Annotated in this window: 16 protein-coding genes; 7 read left to right on the forward strand and 9 right to left on the reverse strand. The window is 67.0% G+C overall.

Translation table 11 applies throughout. The features are described from left to right. Positions 1–48: 48 nt before the first annotated feature. The 4 genes from ACNQPB_RS05780 to ACNQPB_RS05795 all read right to left on the reverse strand — a co-directional run bounded on the left by ACNQPB_RS05780 (position 49) and on the right by ACNQPB_RS05795 (position 5,041). The gene (locus ACNQPB_RS05780) at positions 49–1,563 is read right to left on the reverse strand and encodes an amino acid permease (RefSeq protein WP_498749849.1); all 1,515 of its coding nucleotides are present in this window, start codon (positions 1,561–1,563) and stop codon (positions 49–51) included. 133 nt (positions 1,564–1,696) lie between these two features. Further along, the gene (gene aspA, locus ACNQPB_RS05785) at positions 1,697–3,106 is read right to left on the reverse strand and encodes an aspartate ammonia-lyase (protein WP_498749851.1); all 1,410 of its coding nucleotides are present in this window, start codon (positions 3,104–3,106) and stop codon (positions 1,697–1,699) included. Positions 3,107–3,179: 73 nt separating this feature from the next. After that, complete coding sequence (locus tag ACNQPB_RS05790; protein ID WP_498749853.1) at positions 3,180–4,202, reverse strand: asparaginase; 1,023 nt, start codon at positions 4,200–4,202, stop codon at positions 3,180–3,182. A 68-nt stretch (positions 4,203–4,270) separates the two neighbouring features. Further along, entirely contained in the window at positions 4,271–5,041 is a 771-nt protein-coding gene (locus ACNQPB_RS05795; RefSeq protein ID WP_498749855.1) for a FadR/GntR family transcriptional regulator, read from the reverse strand. 264 nt (positions 5,042–5,305) lie between these two features. Here ACNQPB_RS05795 and ACNQPB_RS05800 point away from each other — a divergent pair, with 264 nt between their 5' ends. Continuing rightward, positions 5,306–5,881: a hypothetical protein gene (locus tag ACNQPB_RS05800; protein WP_498749856.1), complete on the forward strand. Its 576-nt coding sequence runs from the start codon at positions 5,306–5,308 to the stop codon at positions 5,879–5,881. 171 nt (positions 5,882–6,052) lie between these two features. Further along, positions 6,053–6,718 carry a nucleoside/nucleotide kinase family protein gene (locus tag ACNQPB_RS05805; protein WP_498749858.1) on the forward strand — a complete coding sequence of 222 codons (666 nt, stop codon included), beginning with the start codon at positions 6,053–6,055 and terminating at the stop codon, positions 6,716–6,718. A 60-nt stretch (positions 6,719–6,778) separates the two neighbouring features. Here ACNQPB_RS05805 and ACNQPB_RS05810 read toward each other — a convergent pair whose 3' ends face one another. Further along, positions 6,779–7,396, reverse strand: a complete 618-nt coding sequence (locus tag ACNQPB_RS05810) for a uracil-DNA glycosylase family protein (protein WP_498749859.1) — start codon at positions 7,394–7,396, stop codon at positions 6,779–6,781. 189 nt (positions 7,397–7,585) lie between these two features. On the opposite strand from ACNQPB_RS05810, the gene ACNQPB_RS05815 reads away from it, so the two are divergent. Then, entirely contained in the window at positions 7,586–9,550 is a 1,965-nt protein-coding gene (locus ACNQPB_RS05815; RefSeq protein ID WP_498749861.1) for a glycoside hydrolase family 3 N-terminal domain-containing protein, read from the forward strand. 123 nt (positions 9,551–9,673) lie between these two features. Beyond that, the gene (locus tag ACNQPB_RS05820) at positions 9,674–10,651 is read left to right on the forward strand and encodes an SMP-30/gluconolactonase/LRE family protein (RefSeq protein WP_498749863.1); all 978 of its coding nucleotides are present in this window, start codon (positions 9,674–9,676) and stop codon (positions 10,649–10,651) included. A gap of 1 nt (position 10,652) precedes the next feature. On the opposite strand, the gene ACNQPB_RS05825 is transcribed toward ACNQPB_RS05820, so the two are convergent. Further along, the gene (locus ACNQPB_RS05825) at positions 10,653–11,033 is read right to left on the reverse strand and encodes an RNA-binding S4 domain-containing protein (RefSeq protein WP_498749968.1); all 381 of its coding nucleotides are present in this window, start codon (positions 11,031–11,033) and stop codon (positions 10,653–10,655) included. 38 nt (positions 11,034–11,071) lie between these two features. After that, on the reverse strand, positions 11,072–12,106 hold the full coding sequence (locus ACNQPB_RS05830) for an aldo/keto reductase (protein ID WP_498749865.1): 1,035 nt from the start codon (positions 12,104–12,106) through the stop codon (positions 11,072–11,074). A gap of 259 nt (positions 12,107–12,365) precedes the next feature. Here ACNQPB_RS05830 and ACNQPB_RS05835 point away from each other — a divergent pair, with 259 nt between their 5' ends. Beyond that, entirely contained in the window at positions 12,366–12,878 is a 513-nt protein-coding gene (locus ACNQPB_RS05835) for a flavin reductase family protein (RefSeq protein WP_498749867.1), read from the forward strand. Positions 12,879–12,923: 45 nt separating this feature from the next. On the opposite strand, the gene ACNQPB_RS05840 is transcribed toward ACNQPB_RS05835, so the two are convergent. Beyond that, positions 12,924–13,586 carry a hypothetical protein gene (locus tag ACNQPB_RS05840; RefSeq protein WP_498749869.1) on the reverse strand — a complete coding sequence of 221 codons (663 nt, stop codon included), beginning with the start codon at positions 13,584–13,586 and terminating at the stop codon, positions 12,924–12,926. A 141-nt stretch (positions 13,587–13,727) separates the two neighbouring features. Here ACNQPB_RS05840 and ACNQPB_RS05845 point away from each other — a divergent pair, with 141 nt between their 5' ends. Next, positions 13,728–14,132: a YchJ family protein gene (locus ACNQPB_RS05845; RefSeq protein WP_498749870.1), complete on the forward strand. Its 405-nt coding sequence runs from the start codon at positions 13,728–13,730 to the stop codon at positions 14,130–14,132. Positions 14,133–14,134: 2 nt separating this feature from the next. Here the strand turns inward: ACNQPB_RS05845 and ACNQPB_RS05850 are convergent, their stop codons facing one another. Beyond that, positions 14,135–16,102, reverse strand: coding sequence for an acyl-CoA dehydrogenase family protein (locus tag ACNQPB_RS05850; protein WP_498749871.1), 1,968 nt, complete (start codon positions 16,100–16,102; stop codon positions 14,135–14,137). A 200-nt stretch (positions 16,103–16,302) separates the two neighbouring features. On the opposite strand from ACNQPB_RS05850, the gene ACNQPB_RS05855 reads away from it, so the two are divergent. Continuing rightward, positions 16,303–16,911 carry a PadR family transcriptional regulator gene (locus ACNQPB_RS05855; protein ID WP_498749970.1) on the forward strand — a complete coding sequence of 203 codons (609 nt, stop codon included), beginning with the start codon at positions 16,303–16,305 and terminating at the stop codon, positions 16,909–16,911. The last annotated feature ends 13 nt before the right edge of the window (positions 16,912–16,924 follow it).

Below are 16,924 nucleotides of genomic sequence, written 5' to 3' on the forward strand. Positions count from 1 at the left end.
CGAAGAACACTGCCGCGAACTGCCATTTCGCGTGGAGGGGGAGGAAAACTAGATGGAGTCTTCCGAACCCGGGGAGGGGCGGTTGGCCACCACCGGGGACATGCCGGTGTAGCCGTCGCGTGCCTCGGCGATCTCGTGGATCTGCTTGCGGCAGGCGTACCAGCCCCCCACCATCAGCGCACAGGCGATGAGGGTGACCAACAGGGTGAGGGGCGAATCGATGAACACCATCACCAGGACCACGACGAGGAAAACGAGCGTCAGGTAGCCCGTGTAGGGTGCGCCCGGCATCCGGAAGGCGGGCCGCTTGAGCCAGCCCTTGTCCGCCCAGCGCTTGAGCTGGATCTGGCAGAGGACGATCGTGGCCCAGGTGGAGATGATGCCCACAGAGGCCACGTTGAGCACGATTTCGAACGCCTCGGACGGAACCAGGTAGTTCAGCGGAACACCAAGCAGGGAGACGCCCGCGGTGATGGCGATGCCGCCGTAGGGCACACCGGCCTTGTTCATGCGCTGGGCGAACTTCGGGGCAGAACCGGCCACGGACATGGAGCGCAGGATGCGGCCAGTGGAGTACAGGCCGGCGTTCAGCGAGGACAGCGAGGCCGTGAGGACCACCAGGTTCATGATGGTGTCCACGCCAGAGACGCCGATGGAGCCGAAGAACGTCACGAACGGGCTGACGCCCTTCTGGTACGAGGTGAACGGCAGCAGCAGCGAGAGCAGGATGACCGAGCCGACGTAGAACACGGCAATACGGAAGACCACGGAGTTGATGGCCTTGGGCATGATCTTTTCGGGGTTCTCGGTTTCACCCGCGGCGGTGCCAACCAGCTCGACGGAAGCGTAGGCGAACACGACGCCCTGCATGAGAAGGATCATCGGCATGATGCCGTTCGGGAAGATGCCGCCGTTGTCAGTGATGAGGGAGAAGCCTGTCGGAGCGCCGGTGGGGGTGCCGAAGGCGACGAACCAGATGCCTAGGATGAGGAAGGCAACCAGGGCTGCGACCTTGATCAGGGCGAACCAGAATTCCATCTCGCCGAAGACCTTCACCGAGACCAGGTTCAGCGAAAGCACCACGACCAGGGCGATGAGTGCCCAGGCCCACTGCGGCACGGCGCCGATCCAGGACACGTACTTGCCGAAGAAGTTCATGTAGATGGCCGCGGCCGTGATGTCCACGATGGTGGTCATGGCCCAGTTGATCCAGTAGAACCAGCCCGAGGCGAAGGCAGCCTTTTCGCCGAAGAACTCGCGGGCGTAGGAAACGAAGGAGCCCGAGGACGGGCGGTGCAGGACGAGTTCGCCCAGGGCCCGCAGGATCAGGAACACGAACGCGCCACAGATTGCGTAGGAGAGGACCAGCGAGGGGCCCGCGACGTTCAGGCGGCCGCCGGCACCGAGGAACAGGCCGGTACCGATCGCGCCGCCGATCGCGATCATCTGGATCTGACGCGGCTTGAGGTTCTTGTGGTAGCCCTTGTCCTCGGCGTGCAGCAGCTTCTCAGTCGCGTGCGCTTGCTGCGGGACCGTATGGTCGGTGATGGGTTGATTGCTCATGGGGATCCTTAGGGGTGTCCTGTGGGGAGGTTCCGGTTAGGGGACGACGGCGGAAAGCCGGCCGCCGTCGTCGTGCTCGCTGCCGCTCATGCCGCAGAGCCGGGCTGCTGATGGAGAGGGCGGCAGCGGAGTGTCAGCTGCCCAGGTTGGCGAGCCGTTCGGGACGCAGCAGCTCGTTCAGCTGCTCTGCGGTCAGCATTCCGTGCTCCAGTACCAGCTCGGCGACGCCGCGCCCGCTGGTCAGCGCTTCTTGGGCGATGGCCGTGGCGGAGGCGTAACCGATGTGCGGGTTCAGGGCCGTGACCAGGCCGATCGACTGCTCCACGGTAAGGCGCAGGCGTTCGGTGTTGGCGGTGATGCCACGCACGCACCGTTCGGTGAGGGTGTGGCAGGCAGCTTCCAGGTGGGAAATGCTCTTGTGGATGCTGTGGACGATGATTGGCTCGAAGGCGTTCAGCTGCAGCTGGCCCGCCTCGGCCGCCATGGTGACGGTGATGTCGTTGCCGATGACCTCGTAGGCCACCTGGCTGACCACTTCCGGGATCACCGGATTGATCTTGCCTGGCATGATGGACGATCCCGACTGGACTGCCGGGAGGTTGATTTCGCCCAGTCCCGCTCGCGGTCCGGAAGACAGCAGGCGGAGATCGTTGCAAATCTTGGAGAGCTTCACGGCCACGCGCTTGAGCACGCCGGACAGGTGCACGAAGGCCCCGACGTCCTGGGTGGCCTCGATGAGGTCGACGGCGGTGACCAGCGGCAGGCCAGTGATCGCGGCCAGGTGCCGGCAGGCTGCCTCGGCGTAGCCCTTGGGGGCGTTCAACCCGGTGCCGATCGCGGTGGCGCCCAGGTTGATTTCGTGGATCAGCAGCTGGGATTCGGCCAGCCGGGCGCGGTCTTCGCCGATCGTCACGGCGTAGCCGCCGAATTCCTGGCCCAGGGTCATGGGCACCGCGTCCTGCAGCTGGGTGCGTCCCATCTTGACGACGGTGCGGAACTCCCGGCCCTTTTCAGCGAAGGCGTCTTCGAGGATGGCGAGGGCCTTGAGCAGGCCCTGCACCGAGAAGATCGTGGCCAGGTTGACGGCGGTGGGGTAGACGTCGTTGGTGGACTGGCTCAGGTTGACGTGGTCGTTCGGGTGCAGGCGGGCGTAGTCGCCCTTGGGGTGGCCCAGGATTTCCAGGGCGCGATTGGCGATCACCTCGTTCGCGTTCATGTTGGAGCTGGTGCCAGCTCCGCCCTGGATCACGTCCACCATGAACTGCTCGTGGAGCTTGCCGTCCAGGATGTCCTGGCAGGCCTGCTCGATGGCTCCGGCGCGCTCGTCGTCGAGGAGGCCGAGTTCACGGTTGGTGCGGGCCGCGGCCAGCTTCACCGCGGCCAGGCCGCGGACCAGGTCCGGGTTGCTGGAGAGCCGCTGGCCCGTGATGGGGAAGTTTTCGATCGCGCGGAGGGTGTGCACACCCCAGTACGCGTCAGCGGGGACATCGCGGTCGCCCAGAAGGTCGTGTTCCGAGCGGAAGCGGTGATCGTCGTTGCTCATGGCATTCCTTGGTTTGTTTGTGCGCGAGTTGGCAGATCGCGGCAATGTTTCTTGGGAAAACTGCCGCGAAGTGTCAACTCGCGGGGGTGGTCTGGAGGTATGGGAGGAAAGCTGCGGCGCGGAGGACGCCCACTGGCTTGCCGCCGCCCAGCACCGGCGGGATCTGCAGCGCCGCCAGGGCATCGGCGTCGACCCCGAGTTCGGCGAGGACCCGGAGGGTGACGGGCAGGCGGGCGCGGTCGCCGCCGTCGGAAATCTTGATTGCGATGCCGGTGCCGTCCGCCAGGCCGATCAGCTGCAGGCCCTCGAAACCGTCTTTCGCGAGCAGGCCCGGCACCGCACGCATCAGGGCGGTGACGTCGCGGCCTTCGCCGGCCACCATTTCCGGGAAGGCGCGCATGGCGTGGGCCACCTGGCCTTCCTGGCTTTCCGGGCTGGCGGAGGCGAGCCGGCCGTAGGCGCGGGCCATGCCGCGCAGGCTGTGGGCGAAGAGCGGGGTGCCGCAGCCGTCGGTGCTGACCGCGGCGGCGTCTTCGCCCGTGAGCTCGGTGATGGTGTTGCGGACGAGGACCTGGAGCGGGTGCTCCGGATGCAGGTAGCCCTCGACCGGCCAGCCGTTGATGGTGCAGACCGCGGCCATGGAGGCGTGCTTGCCCGAGCAGTTCTGGGCCAGCTGCGTGGGGCCGTTGCCGGCGCGGAGCCAGGCCTCGCGTTCGCCCGCGCCGTAGGGCAGGTCGGTGCTGTTGGCCAGGGCTCCTTCGTCCAGGCCGTGCATTTCGAGGATCCGGCGGGCGCCGTCCTGGTGCATGGCCGCGCCCGAGTGGCTGGCCGCGGTGAGGGCGAGGAGGTCTTGCGGGAGGTCCAGTCCGGCACGGAGCAGGGCCACGGCCTGCAGCGGCTTGAGGGAGGAACGCGGGTAGATGGGCGCGTCGGGATCGCCGGCGGCCACCTTGGTTTCGCGGTTTTCCCCGCTCTTGGTTTCCGCGCGCTCGGCTTCGGCGCATTCGGGGCCGAGGGCGATGAGCGAGCCGTAGTGGATGCTCTCGACGAGGCCGTCGCGGGTCTGCTCGGCCAAGGGCACGTGCGGGGTTGGCATGGCGTCCTTAGGTAGTTGTTGCGTGGTGGTCCGTGTGGATTGCGTAGACCGGCGCGGGCCGGGCCCGGCTAGCCGCCGGTGGAGCTGAGGATGCTTTCCAGGGCAACGCTGACGGCGTCGAGGTGGGCGGCCATGGCGGCTTCGGCGGCCTCGGCGTCGCCGGCGTCGATGGCCTCGATGATCCGGAGGTGTTCGTCGTCCGAGGCGTGGCGGCGGTCGGCCACCATGTTCAGGGTTTCGGACTGGTGGGCGAGGGCGTCGCGGATATCGGCGACGACGCTTTCGAAGACCTTGTTACCGCTGGCCCGGGCGATGGTCGAGTGGAAGGCCGCGTCCAGGCCGACCCAGGACTCGGGATCGTTTTCGAGGAGCATCTCCTCCATGAGCCCGCGGAGCTGCTTGAGGTCCTCCTCGCTGCGGCGCTGTGCCGCCAGCCCGGCGGCGGGAACCTCGATGTGCGGACGGGCTTCGTTGAGGTCCCGGGCGGAGTACTGGCCCAGGGTGAGGTCGTTGGCCACCTTGTTGGCAACCACGAACGTGCCCTTACCGGTCTTGGTGACCGTCAGGCCCAGGGCGTTGCAGGAGCGGAGAGCCTCACGGATCACCGAGCGGCTCACGCCGTACTGGCCTGCGAGCGTGGCTTCGGAGCTAAGCTTCGCGCCCAGCTCGACCGTGCCGGATTCGATGTCCTGCCGGATGGCGCTGAAGACGGCCTCGGCCGCGCTGAGGCGGGCGAGGGGAGTGGCCTTCGCGGCGATTGCAGGCGGCGCCGGGGTGGCCGTCGCGAGCGACTGGCCGCCGTCGGCCTGTCCGGCTGTCCGGCTGTCTGACAGGTTCACGGTTAAGAATATGGCACGGGTCACAAGGCCCTGTCAATTGGGGCTTTCGAGGTTCTCCTTGGGCCGTTCTGCGTTCTCCTGGCGGCGGGGCGCTCATTCTGCTGGATCTCCTTGGCTGCGCCGGGGCCCGACCCCCGGAACGGCGGGGTTTTCGCAAACGCGGCGGTCGGTGATCCAGCAGAATGTTGCCGGCCCGCGTTGCTCCCGGCGCATAATCGAGATGGAGCGGCCGGTGAATGGTCACCGGCGGGCAGGGAGGTCCGGATGCAGGCGCCGCCACGCATTACCGTCGAGGTCCCGCTGCTCAGCCTCGGCAACAGAGCCGCCGACTACGAGGCGCTGGGCAGCCACGTCGATGCCCTTCGCAGGCCGCGCGGGCTGCACATGACCCTGCTGCACCTGGGAATCCTCGAAGACTTCGCAGCGGATGTGACCGCCTGGACCAAGGGGTTCACCGGTGCCGACTCCGCCCTCGAGCGCACCGCGACCTGGTTGCGTGGACTGCCGGTCCTGGAAGGGTTTTCCGCGAACACCGGCAGGTTGGTGATCCTGGGCGGCGGCAGGATTTACGGGCTGGAGGTTGATGTCCCCCAGCCGGTGCGTCACTTCCAGCTTTCCCTGGTTGAAGCACTCCACGGCCTGCTCGATGACCTTGCGGTGGACAACATCGACGACTTCATCCTCAGCTCGCCGGCCCTCGGCTACAGGTCACCGCGCTGGATACCCCACGTAGCCGTGGGTCGGCCGAAGACCAGGCACGACGGACCCGTGGACATCGAGCCGCTGGCCCTCGAATTCGGCGCGTCGCGGATCAGGAACGAGTGGGCGCTGCCGGCGTGAGGTGCTCCGGCGGATGACTCAAGGACGCACATTCTGCTGGATCACCCGGCCGGCACGGTCCACGTCCCGCGGCATTCCGGGCCCGACGGCGAGACACAGATAAGTGATCCAGCAGAATGTCGCCGGCTTCACCCGTGGGGACCCATCCGCCTACCCTGAACCTTGATGCACATGGAGACCAACGCACAGGGAACAAGCCAAGAGGCAGCCTTTGCCCACCCCGAGATAACCGCCGCCCTCAAGGACCTCGAACGCCAGCTTGAGAACGGCAAGAGGGTCATCCTCGGCATCACGGGACCGCCTGGCGCCGGGAAGTCCACCTTCGCCGAGTGCCTCGCCCGGTATTTCGGGCCGGAAACCAGCACCGTGGTGCCGATGGATGGCTTCCACCTGGGCGAGTCGATCATCGCCGGGACGGACCTGAAGGCGCGCAAGGGCGCCATCGACACCTTCGACGTCGGCGGCTACTTCTCGCTGCTGCGGCGCCTCAAAAACCGGGACGAGGCGGTCGTGTACGCGCCCGCCTTCCGGCGTGATATCGAGGAACCCATTGCTGCCTCGATCGCCGTCCGCGCTGAAACACCATTGGTCATCACCGAGGGCAACTACCTCCTGAGCGGGGACCCCGCATGGCAGAAAGTCCGCGCCCAGCTCGACGCCGTCTGGTACCTCGAACTCCCGGCGGACCTCCGGCTCGAACGCCTGATCCGCCGGCACGTCGAGTTCGGAAAGGAACCCGCCGCAGCCGAGGCCTGGGCCAAGGGAACCGACGAAGCCAATGCCCGCCTCATCCGGGCAGACAGCCACAGGGCAGACCGCACCCTGCCCTGGGGTTAGCTCCGCAAACGGGTACTGTGGAGAAGCGGCTAAGGCCCAGGCCGGAACAAGCCGCAGGACCTAAAGGTGCTGGATGCCCGCCCGCTGCATGGCATCGCGGTACGTTTCGATGGTCTTCTCCAGAAGCTCCTGCTGCTTCGCCTCGGACAGGGCAAACGCCCGCCCGCCCAGCGCACTGGCCTTATAGACCTTGATGCCGTGCTCCTTGAGCGCCGAGTGGTAGGTCTTCTCGAACAGGGTGAGGAAAGCGGCGGCTTCCGCTCCGTGCGCGACGACGGCGGAGACCCTTTTGTTGATCTTCAGGAACTGGCGGAACGGCTTGAGTCCGTCCAGCTTTTCCTGCGCGCTCAGTGACGGCGGCAGGCCCGCGTCGCGGACCCAGGGGTAGCTGTGCCACGGCATGACGTAGCGGGGGTCCAGCTCGGCTCCGGTGTAGATCTCCTGCGCGCGGCGGGCGGAGTCGTCGTCGTTGAAGTACGACACGAACCCGGACACCGTCCCGCGGCCGGGACTCACTTGGAGGCTGACGATCCGGCACTCATCTTCGTCGTGGACGGGGTCGACATACGGGACCAGGGAGCCGGGTTTCCGGGCCATCAGTTCCTCGCAGAGCTGCGTCACGGCAGCGATATTCGGTTCGCGGAGCAGGGCTCGTTTGCCGTCCCAGTCAATGTCCACGTTTGCTCCTTCGGCAAGCCAGCCCCCAGAAATCGTCCGTCTCCTGACACTTTACGCGCCGCACCCGCGTGTCGTCGCCGGTAATTTTTGCCGGTGGCGGCGTGCGGACTCCGCGTAGCCCTTTCGGCTTCAACGCCGCCGTCGTAGGCTGGGCAGGAAGGACAGGAACCACCAAAAGCCGCGTGACCCATGGGAAGAATCCCTCCCGGACTGGCTCTTTGCGCAACAATCGCCGCCGCCTTGCTTGCGGCCTTCGGCGTGGCGTCGCCAACCCCAGTCGCGGAATTACCAGTCGCGGAATTGGCAGGTACGACGGCGGCAAGCACCGTGGCCGCCCCGTCTCCTTCGGCCCAACTGCTGCGCATGACCATGGGACAGCGGGTCGGGCAGTTGTTCATGGTCGCCGCCACCGCCACGGGCGCCTCCTCCGCCACGCTGTCCGACCTTTCCGCCTACCATGTGGGCAATGCCTACCTCTCGGGCCGTAGCGCGGAAGGTACGACGGCGACGGCCGCCGTCGTCCGGCGTATGACCCAAGGCGTCTCGGCCGCCACGACGGGCAACGTCAAGCTGCTCGTGGGAACCGACCAGGAAGGCGGCTACGTCCAGGTCCTCAGCGGCCCCGGCTTCTCCACGATCCCTACGGCCCTGTCCCAGGGCACGCTGGCTCCCGCGACGCTGCAAGGCTACGCCGGGACCTGGGGCGGACAGCTTGCCGCTGCCGGGCTGAACCTGAACCTGGCACCCGTGCTGGACACGGTGCCAAGTGCAGCCTTTGCCCCATTGAACGCCCCCATCGGCTACTACGAACGCGAGTACGGCTACACCCCCGCCACCGTCTCGAGCCACGGCTTGGCCTTTGCCGCAGGGATGAGGCAGTCAGGGCTGGTTACCGCGGTCAAGCACTTCCCAGGGCTGGGACGGGTCACCGCGAACACGGACACCAGCACCAACGTCCATGACACCATCACCACGATCGCGGACCCGTACCTGCAACCCTTCCGGGACGCCGTCAACGCGGGCACCGGCATCGTCATGGTCTCCAGCGCCTACTACGACAAGATCGACCCCGCCCACATCGGCCCGTTTTCCGGCACCATCATGAAGACCATGCTGCGTGGGAACCTTGGCTTCAATGGCGTCATCCTTTCCGACGACCTGTGCAACGCCGCGCAGCTGGCGCCGTGGTCCCTGGCCGACCGCGCCATTAACTTCTTCAATGCCGGCGGCACCATGCTGTTGTGCGCCAACCCGGCCAGCATTCCCGCCATGTACCGCGCTGTGCTCAGCCGCGCCCAGTCGAGCGCCGCCTTCGACGTGGTGGTCAGGACTGCAGCCCTTAAGGTGCTCCAGCTCAAGGCAGGCGCCCTCCCGAACGCCTTCGGACATGGAGCCACGAGCTACATGACCGACTTCAACGGCGACGGCACGGGCGATGTGTTGGCCCGGGATGCTGCCGGGGCGCTGTGGCTGTACCCGGGCAAGGGCAATGGCACCTGGCTTCCCCGTGTTCAGGTGGGCAGCGGTTGGCAGATCATGACGGCGTTGCTGAGCCCGGGGGACTTCAACGGTGACGGCACGGGCGATGTGTTGGCCCGGGATGCTGCGGGGGTGTTGTGGCTGTACCCGGGCAAAGGCAATGGCACCTGGTTCCCCCGTGTTCAGGTGGGTAGCGGTTGGCAGATCATGACGGCGTTGTTCAGCCCGGGTGATTTCAATGGCGACGGCACGGGCGATGTGTTGGCCCGGGATGCTGCGGGGGTGTTGTGGCTGTACCCGGGCAAGGGCAACGGCACCTGGTTCCCCCGCGTTCAGGTGGGCAGCGGCTGGCAGATCATGACGGCGTTGTTCAGCCCGGGTGATTTCAACGGTGACGGCACGGGCGATGTGTTGGCCCGGGATGCTGCGGGGGTGTTGTGGCTGTACCCGGGCAAGGGCAACGGCACCTGGTTCCCCCGTGTTCAGGTGGGCAGCGGCTGGCAGATCATGACGGCGTTGCTGAGCCCGGGGGACTTCAACGGTGACGGCACGGGCGATGTGTTGGCCCGGGATGCTGCGGGGGTGTTGTGGCTGTACCCGGGCAAGGGCAACGGCACCTGGCTTCCCCGTGTTCAGGTGGGCAGCGGCTGGCAGAACATGACGGCAATTTTCTAGAACCGTCGGCATGGGTCGTGCCCTCTGGCGGCAACAGGCGGTGCTCCCTAAACTGGCAGTTACCATCGTGCGGAGTCCCGCAGCGGGGGCGGGTTCCCACGGAATAACCCAGGGAGCATCCCCATGCGTGAAAACACCCGGCGTGGAAACACCCGCAAAACTGCAAAAGCATTACGTCGTGCCGCCGTCGCCCTGCTGGCCGTAGCAGGCCTCCTTCTCCTTCCGGGTCCCGTCGCCTCGGCGAAGGCCCCGGCCCCGCACAAAACCCAGGCCGCCAAATCCATCGTCCTGCCCGGCGCCGGGGGCGCAGAAGGCATCGCCGCGGGCAGGGGCACCACGTTCTACGCCGGCGACCTTGCCACCGGAGACATCTTCCGCGGCGATATCCGCAAAGGCACGGCAGAACGCTTCATCGACGCCCCGGCCGGCCGCGTGGCTGTCGGCATGAAGTTCGACAAGCGCCATGAGCTGCTCTTCGTGGCCGGCGGGCCCGCCGGCACGGCCTACGTCTACGACACCAAGGCGGCCACCACCAAGGCCACGATCCAGCTGACCGGCAAGCAACCGGCCTTCATCAACGATGTCGCGCTCACCCGCCAAGGCGCCTGGTTCACCAACTCGAACGCCGCCGAACTCTACTTCGTCCCTGTGGGCGCAGACGGCAGCCTCGGAGCCGTCAAGACGCTCGCGATCAGCGGACCGGCGTCGGACACCTCCGCCCAGTTCAACCTCAACGGCATCGCGGCAGCGAACGGTGGCCGCATATTGATCGTGGCGCACTCGGGCAAGGGAGCCGTGTACACGGTCAACCCGCAGACTGGCGCCAGCGCGGCGATTTCCGGCGTCGACGTCCCCAACGTGGACGGCATCCTCGTCCGCGGCCGCACGCTCTGGGCCGTGCAGAACTTCAGCAACCAGATCAGCCGGGTCAAGTTGTCCGCGGACCTGTCGTCCGGCGTCGTGAAGCACGTCATCAAGAGCCCGCTGTTCCAGGTCCCGACGACGGCCGCGAACTTCGGCGGGAAGCTCGCCGTGGTGAACGCTAAGTTCGGGGTGCCGGCACCGGTGACCTACGACGTCGTGGTCCTGCGGGGGAAGTAGGCTAGCGGCCGCTGCGGAGCCTTTCCATGTCGCGGCGGTCCTTCTTGGTGGGTCGGCCCGCGCCGCGGTCGCGCTGGGGCAGGCCGAGCGTTGCGGGCGCCGGCCGCTCCGGCGTGTGGTCGGTGAAGCAGTGCGAGGCGGCCTCGGCGCCGACGCGTTTCGCGATCAGTTGGCGCACTTCCAGGATCCGCTCGAAACCGGGCTGCCGGACGCGCACGGTGTCCCCGATAATTACGGTCTGCGATGCCTTAACCGGGTTCCCGTTGATCCTCACGTGGCCCGCGCGGCAGGCGGCAGTAGCCGCGGAACGGGTCTTGTAGGCGCGGATCGCCCACAGCCACGCATCGATGCGGGTGGAGGAGGAAGTCGGCAGGCTGTTCATGGCTGCGAACGAGTCTAGCTGCGCCACTATCCCGGAGCCTACCTCCGGCGCAGCTCCGCAAACTCGAGATGGGGAACCACGGTGCCGGCGTCGCGCTCCAGGAAGTTGGTGCCGGGCGCCACGATGTCGTCGATCGCGTCCAGCAGGGCCTCGCTGAGCACCGTATCTGCGGCCTTGAGGTAGTCCGTCAGGTGCTCCTCGGTGCGCGGGCCGATGATCACGCTGCTCACGGAGGGGTGGTTCAGTGCGAAGCCGACAGCGAGCTGGATGAGGCTCAGGCCGTGCTGGTCGGCCAGGCGGGCCAGGGCGTCGGCCGCGTGGAGCTTGTGCTGGTTGAATGGCGCCGCGACGTCGAAACGGCCTGGCAGCGCGTTGGCCCGCGAACTGGACGGCTGGCGGGCGCCGAGCCGGTAGTGGCCGGACAGCCAGCCGCCGTCGAGCGGTCCGTAGCTGAGTACCCCGAGGTTGTACTGCTGGGTGATGGCGAAGACGTCGCGCTCGTTGGCGCGCACCAGCAGCGAGTAGGGCACCTGGTCCACCACGGGCGGGATGAGGTGGTTGGTGTTGGCGATCCATTGCGCCTCCACCAGTTGGGCCGGCGTGAACACGGAGGTGCCGTAGTAGAGGATCTTCCCCTGCCGGATGAGGTCGTTCAGGGCCGTGATGGTTTCCAGGACGTCGGTAGTGTAGTCGGGCCGGTGAGCCTGGTAGAGATCGATCCGGTCCGTCTGCAGGCGGCTGAGGCTGCCCTCCACCGCCTTCATGATCCAGCGCCGCGAATTTCCCGAATGCGCCGGGTTCGACCCCATTTGGCCGTGGAATTTCGTGGACAGGAAAACGTCGTCGCGGCGGCCCTGCAATGCGCGGCCCGTAATGGCCTCCGCCTCGCCCTGTGAGTAGATGTCCGCGGTGTCTACGCTGGTGATTCCGGCGTCGAGGGCCGAGCGGATGATGCGGACGCTGTCCTCCGGGCCGGTGGGTGCCGAGCCGGTGCCGAAGTTGAGGGTGCCCAGGGTCAGGGGACTGATCGGGACGCCCGTGCGTCCCAGGGTTCGAAGCTCGCTGAGGCTCACCTACGGCTCCCTTCGTGGAGGAATTGGCTGTGAAGCAGGAGTGCACAATCGGTTGACACGACGCTACACATTTGCGTGAAACATCGCCCGAAAAACCGTAGGAGTTCTTAGCTTTTCGTATTCCGGAGTAACGAAAACGGCATCATGACGCAGCGTGAATGGGGGCATGGACATGCAATTACACAAATATTGCCCTCTGCCGGATCCAGTGAATTAGTTGAAAAGGAAGGCGCAGAAACACGGAGAGAGGACGAACGGCATGACCCAGGCGACAGTGGACGGAACAGCTTCGATCAAGCAGGCGTTTGCGCAATTTCCGTCCGGGGTGGCCGCGTTCAGCGCCATGGTCGGTTTCGCTCCCGAGGTGCTCGTGGCATCGAGCTTTACCGTGGGTGTTTCCCTGGAGCCGCCGCTGGTGATGTTCGCCGTGCAGAACTCTTCCACCACCTGGCCGAAGCTCCGCCGGGCGCCGCGCCTTGGCGTCTCGGTGCTCGCCGAGGGCCAGGAGGCCGTGTGCCTGCAGCTGTCTTCGCGCAAGGGTGAGCGATTCGCGGGGATTGCCACCTCAACCAGCGACGCCGGAGCCGTCACCATTGACGGCGCGGTGCTGTCCCTCGAGTGCGAGATCGTTTCAGAGACCCCGGCCGGCGACCACGCGATTGTGGTGCTGGAGGTTAAGTCGACGGCGATCAACGACGACGCCCGGCCCCTGATCTACCACGGGGCTTCCTTCCGCCGCCTGACGGAAAGCGGCCTGAGCGGTACAGCCTGAGCAGCGCTGCCTGAGCGGTGCCGCCTGGGCGGGCTCGTCATGGACTCAGCGTGAGCCGGCGGCCGACTTTTCGCGGGCATGCACGTGGGCCACTTCCCGTGCTTCCTCCCGGGCCTCTTCCCGGGCGTCGGCCTCGGCGACCGCGGCGGCCCACTCCGCATTGAGGGCCGGCGGTTCGTGGGTCGCGGCGAGCAGCAGGGGGTGGTGCTTCGTCTGGTTCTCGACGGCGGCCGCGGTACCTTCCGCGATCCGGCTCCTGAGCTGGCCCGGAGGAGGCCATTCGTTCGGCGAGAGCAGCTTCTTCCAGGGGACGCTGCGAAGGGCTGTTGCCAAGGCGGCGACCAGCTGTGCGGCTGATTCCAAGAAGCCGGGCCGCGGAGCGGCAGGCACCTCAACAGGGGCGCCGGAAACATCGCCGCCGGCGGGCGCTTCGTCCGGGGCGGGCGCATAGTCAGCATCCGCCGTCGCCGGTTCCGCTGCGGGCTCCGCGGAGGCGGTGTGGCTGCTCGGAAGATGGACCACCGGGTCGGCGTCGTTCTTCGGCAGGATCCCCACCATCGCGAGCACAAGGATCGACAGCAGCCGCGCGAGCCCCGCCAGCACCAGCGTGGCTGCCATGCACAGGAGCAGGCCCAAGAACATCAGGAAAGCCATGCCGAGGGTGCCGAAAAAGGTCAGGTTGAGGGCCAGCGTTGTCGGATCTTCCACGTAACCTCCCCGTGCCGCAGTTTCGACCGTCCCGGATGCCGGGCACGGTTCCTAGCCTACGATTGAATCCGGCCGGAATCACCCGGCCGGCCGCGCGCTGCCCGGGTTGTAGCGAAGCTGTTATCTCGTCCGGGAGGATCCATGCCGCTCGCCCTTTCCAGGCTCCGAAACGGCGCCTGCCCCTGCCTGTCCGGTGAGCAGTACGAGCTTTGTTGCGGGGTGTTCCACCGCGGCGACGCCGAGGCGCCCACGGCGGAGCAGCTCATGCGTTCCCGGTACAGCGCCTTCGTGCTGCTTGACCCCGGCTACCTGCTGCGCACCTGGCACCCGGACACCCGGCCGCCCGCACTGGACCTCGACCCGGACACGCAATGGCGCCGCCTGGACATCATCGGGACTTCGCGCGGCGGCCCGCTGGACTCCGAGGGGACGGTCGAGTTCGCGGCGCACTATTCGCACGACGGCGAACGCGGGGTGCAGCGCGAAAAGAGCCGCTTCCTGCGCGTGGACCGCCGCTGGTACTACCTGGACGGAACAGTCCGCTAGTCCTAGCGGTACTTCCGATGCAGGTTCTCCTTGGCGGACGGACCGGGGGCGGCGTCCGCGATCCACGGGCCGGTGCCTTCCGAGGAATCCAGGATCCCCGCCTCCAGCCAGGCGTAATCCCCGGCGAGGACCTTGCGGGATACCGCATGGTCGGCGTCGTCGGTGTTCTTCCACAGCTGCTCGAAGGAAGCCTCCACCCGAAGCCGGGCCTGCTCGCAGTAGGCGTCGGCGAGCTCGAACGCCGCGGCACCGTGCTCCGGGTTGCTGCGCAGCAGCGCTTCCGCCCGCGAACAGCTGGCGGCCATGGCGAACAGCTCCGCGCCGACGTCCACGATCCTGCCCAGGAACGCCTGCTTGTGCTCCAGCCCGGCCTGCCAGCGGCCCATGCCGTAGAAGGTCTGCCGGGCCAGCTTCCGGGAGGCGCGTTCCACGTAGCGCAGGTGCCGGGAGAGCCGGCCGAACTCGCCGTAGGAGCGCGGGTCCAGGCCCGCACCGGCCACCAGCTTGGGCAGCCACCGCGCGTAGAAACCTGTAGCGCCGACGGCGGCCCGTGCCTTGTCCTGCAGGCTCGCGTCCGCTGAGGCGAGGTCGCCCGCGGCCGCAAGGTGCGCGTCCACCGCTTCGCGTGCGATCAGCAGGCGCATGATCTCCGAGGAGCCTTCGAAGATCCGGTTGATGCGCAGGTCCCTGAAGAGCTGCTCGGCGGCCACGGCCCGTTCCCCGCGGGCTTCCAGCGAATCGGCGGTTTCGAAGCCGCGGCCGCCGCGGATCTGTACCAGCTCGTCGGCGATCTGGCAGCTCAGTTCGGTCGACCAGAGCTTGGCCAGGGCTGCTTCGATCCTGATGTCCTTCTGCCCGGCGTCGGCCATTTCGGCGCACAGCTCGAAGACCGCTTCCAGAGCGAAGGTGGTGGCGGCGATGAACGCGATCTTTTTGCCCACGGCCTCGTGCTTGCCGACGGGGCGCCCCCACTGGGTGCGGGCGTTCGACCATTCACGGGCGATCTTGAGCGACCACTTGCCGGCCGCCACGCACAGCCCCGGGATGGACAGCCGGCCGGTGTTGAGCGTGGTCAGGGCGATCTTCAGGCCCTGGCCTTCCTTGCCCAGCCGGTTCTCCGCCGGAACCCGGACCTGGTGGAAGCGGGTGACGCCGTTTTCGATGCCGCGCAGGCCCATGAAGGCGTTGCGGTTCTCCACCGTGATGCCTGGGGAGTCCATTTCCACCACGAAGGCAGTGATTCCGCCCTTGTGCTCGCTGCCGTCCGCGGCCGTGTAGGGCAGGACCTTGGCCATGACCACCACGAGTTCGGCGATCACCCCGTTGGTGGTCCAAAGCTTCACGCCGTCCAAAAGGTAGGAGCCGCCGTCGTCCGCCGGAACCGCCGTGCAGCCCATCCGGGCGGGGTCGCTGCCGACGTCGGGCTCGGTCAGCAGGAACGCAGTGATGGCTCCCGCGGCGCAGCGCGGCAGGTACTGCTGCTTCTGTTCGGCGGTGCCAAAGACCTTGACCGGCTCCGGGACACCAATGGATTGGTGGGCCGAGATCAGGGCGCCCAGGCTGGGGTGGACCGAGCCCAGCAGCGCCAGCGCCCGCCCGTAGTAGACCAGGGACAGGCCGAGGCCGCCGTACTCCCGCGGAATCTTCATCCCGAAGACGCCCAGCTCCGCCAGGCCGGCAAGGTACCGGTCGGGGATGCGGGAGTCGCGTTCGATGGCGCGCCCGTCCATCGATTTGCAGTACTCCCGCAGGGATGCCATGAATGCTTCGCCGCGTTCGACGTCGTCCGCGCGGGCCTGCGGCCAGGGATGGATCAGCCCGAGGTCGAAATCACCGAGATAGAGGCCCTTGGCGAAGCTGGGCCGGGACCATTCCTGCTCCCTGGCGGCTTCGGCGACGGCGCGCGCTTCTGCGGCCGTGACTGCGGAACTGCTGTGTCCAACCGGGCTGTTCTCGGTGGTCGACGTCATGGCAGGACTCCTCCGGCCGCGTCCGCGGCATAGGGCCCAGGGTTCGCCTCGGGCGGAGAACCCTGCAGCTGTCCCTCAATGCTACCCGCGGGTAGATAGCTCTGCCAGAGAAGAAAAGGCCTTGCCCGGCAATATTCAGCGATATATCGTTAAGTATCGCCAGATCGTTGGCGTCGAAGGATCGAAAGGGTGATGACGTCATGAAAGGCATTCACGACAACAAGCACGAAGACTGCGGGCCCGGCAACGGCCGTTTCGAGCGTGGCAGGAGCCATCGCGGACCCCGCGGCCACGGTGGAGGCGGGTTCGGGCGCGGTGGATTCGGGCCCGGATTTGGGCCGGGCTTTGGTCCTGGCTTCGGCCCGGGTGGTTTTCGACGGGCCAGCAGGGGTGACGTCCGCTGGGCGATCCTCTCCCTCCTCGCCGAGAATCCTTCCAACGGGTACGGGCTGATTCAGACAATTGCGGAAAAAACGTCCGGTGCCTGGCGTCCAAGCCCGGGGTCCATTTACCCCACGCTGCAGCAGCTTGTGGATGAAGAACTGATCGAGCCCGTGGGAGAGGGCCGGCGCACTGAATTCACGCTCACAGAGGCGGGCAAGGCCTACGTTGCCGAGCACGCTGAAGAGCTGAGCAACGCCTGGGACACCGACCCCGAGGGTGCCCTGCCCGCGTTTCACGAGAGCGTCGTGAAACTCATGCGGGTCATCCATCAGTTCCGGATGGCGGCCAGCGATCAACAACGCCAGGCCGCGGTGGAGAAAATCGACGAAGCCCGGAGGGCGCTGTACCACATCCTTGCGGACTAGCGAGCCGTGCTGG

Source organism: Curtobacterium sp. LFS079 (genome assembly GCF_047977865.1).
Lineage (GTDB): Bacteria > Actinomycetota > Actinomycetes > Actinomycetales > Micrococcaceae > Arthrobacter.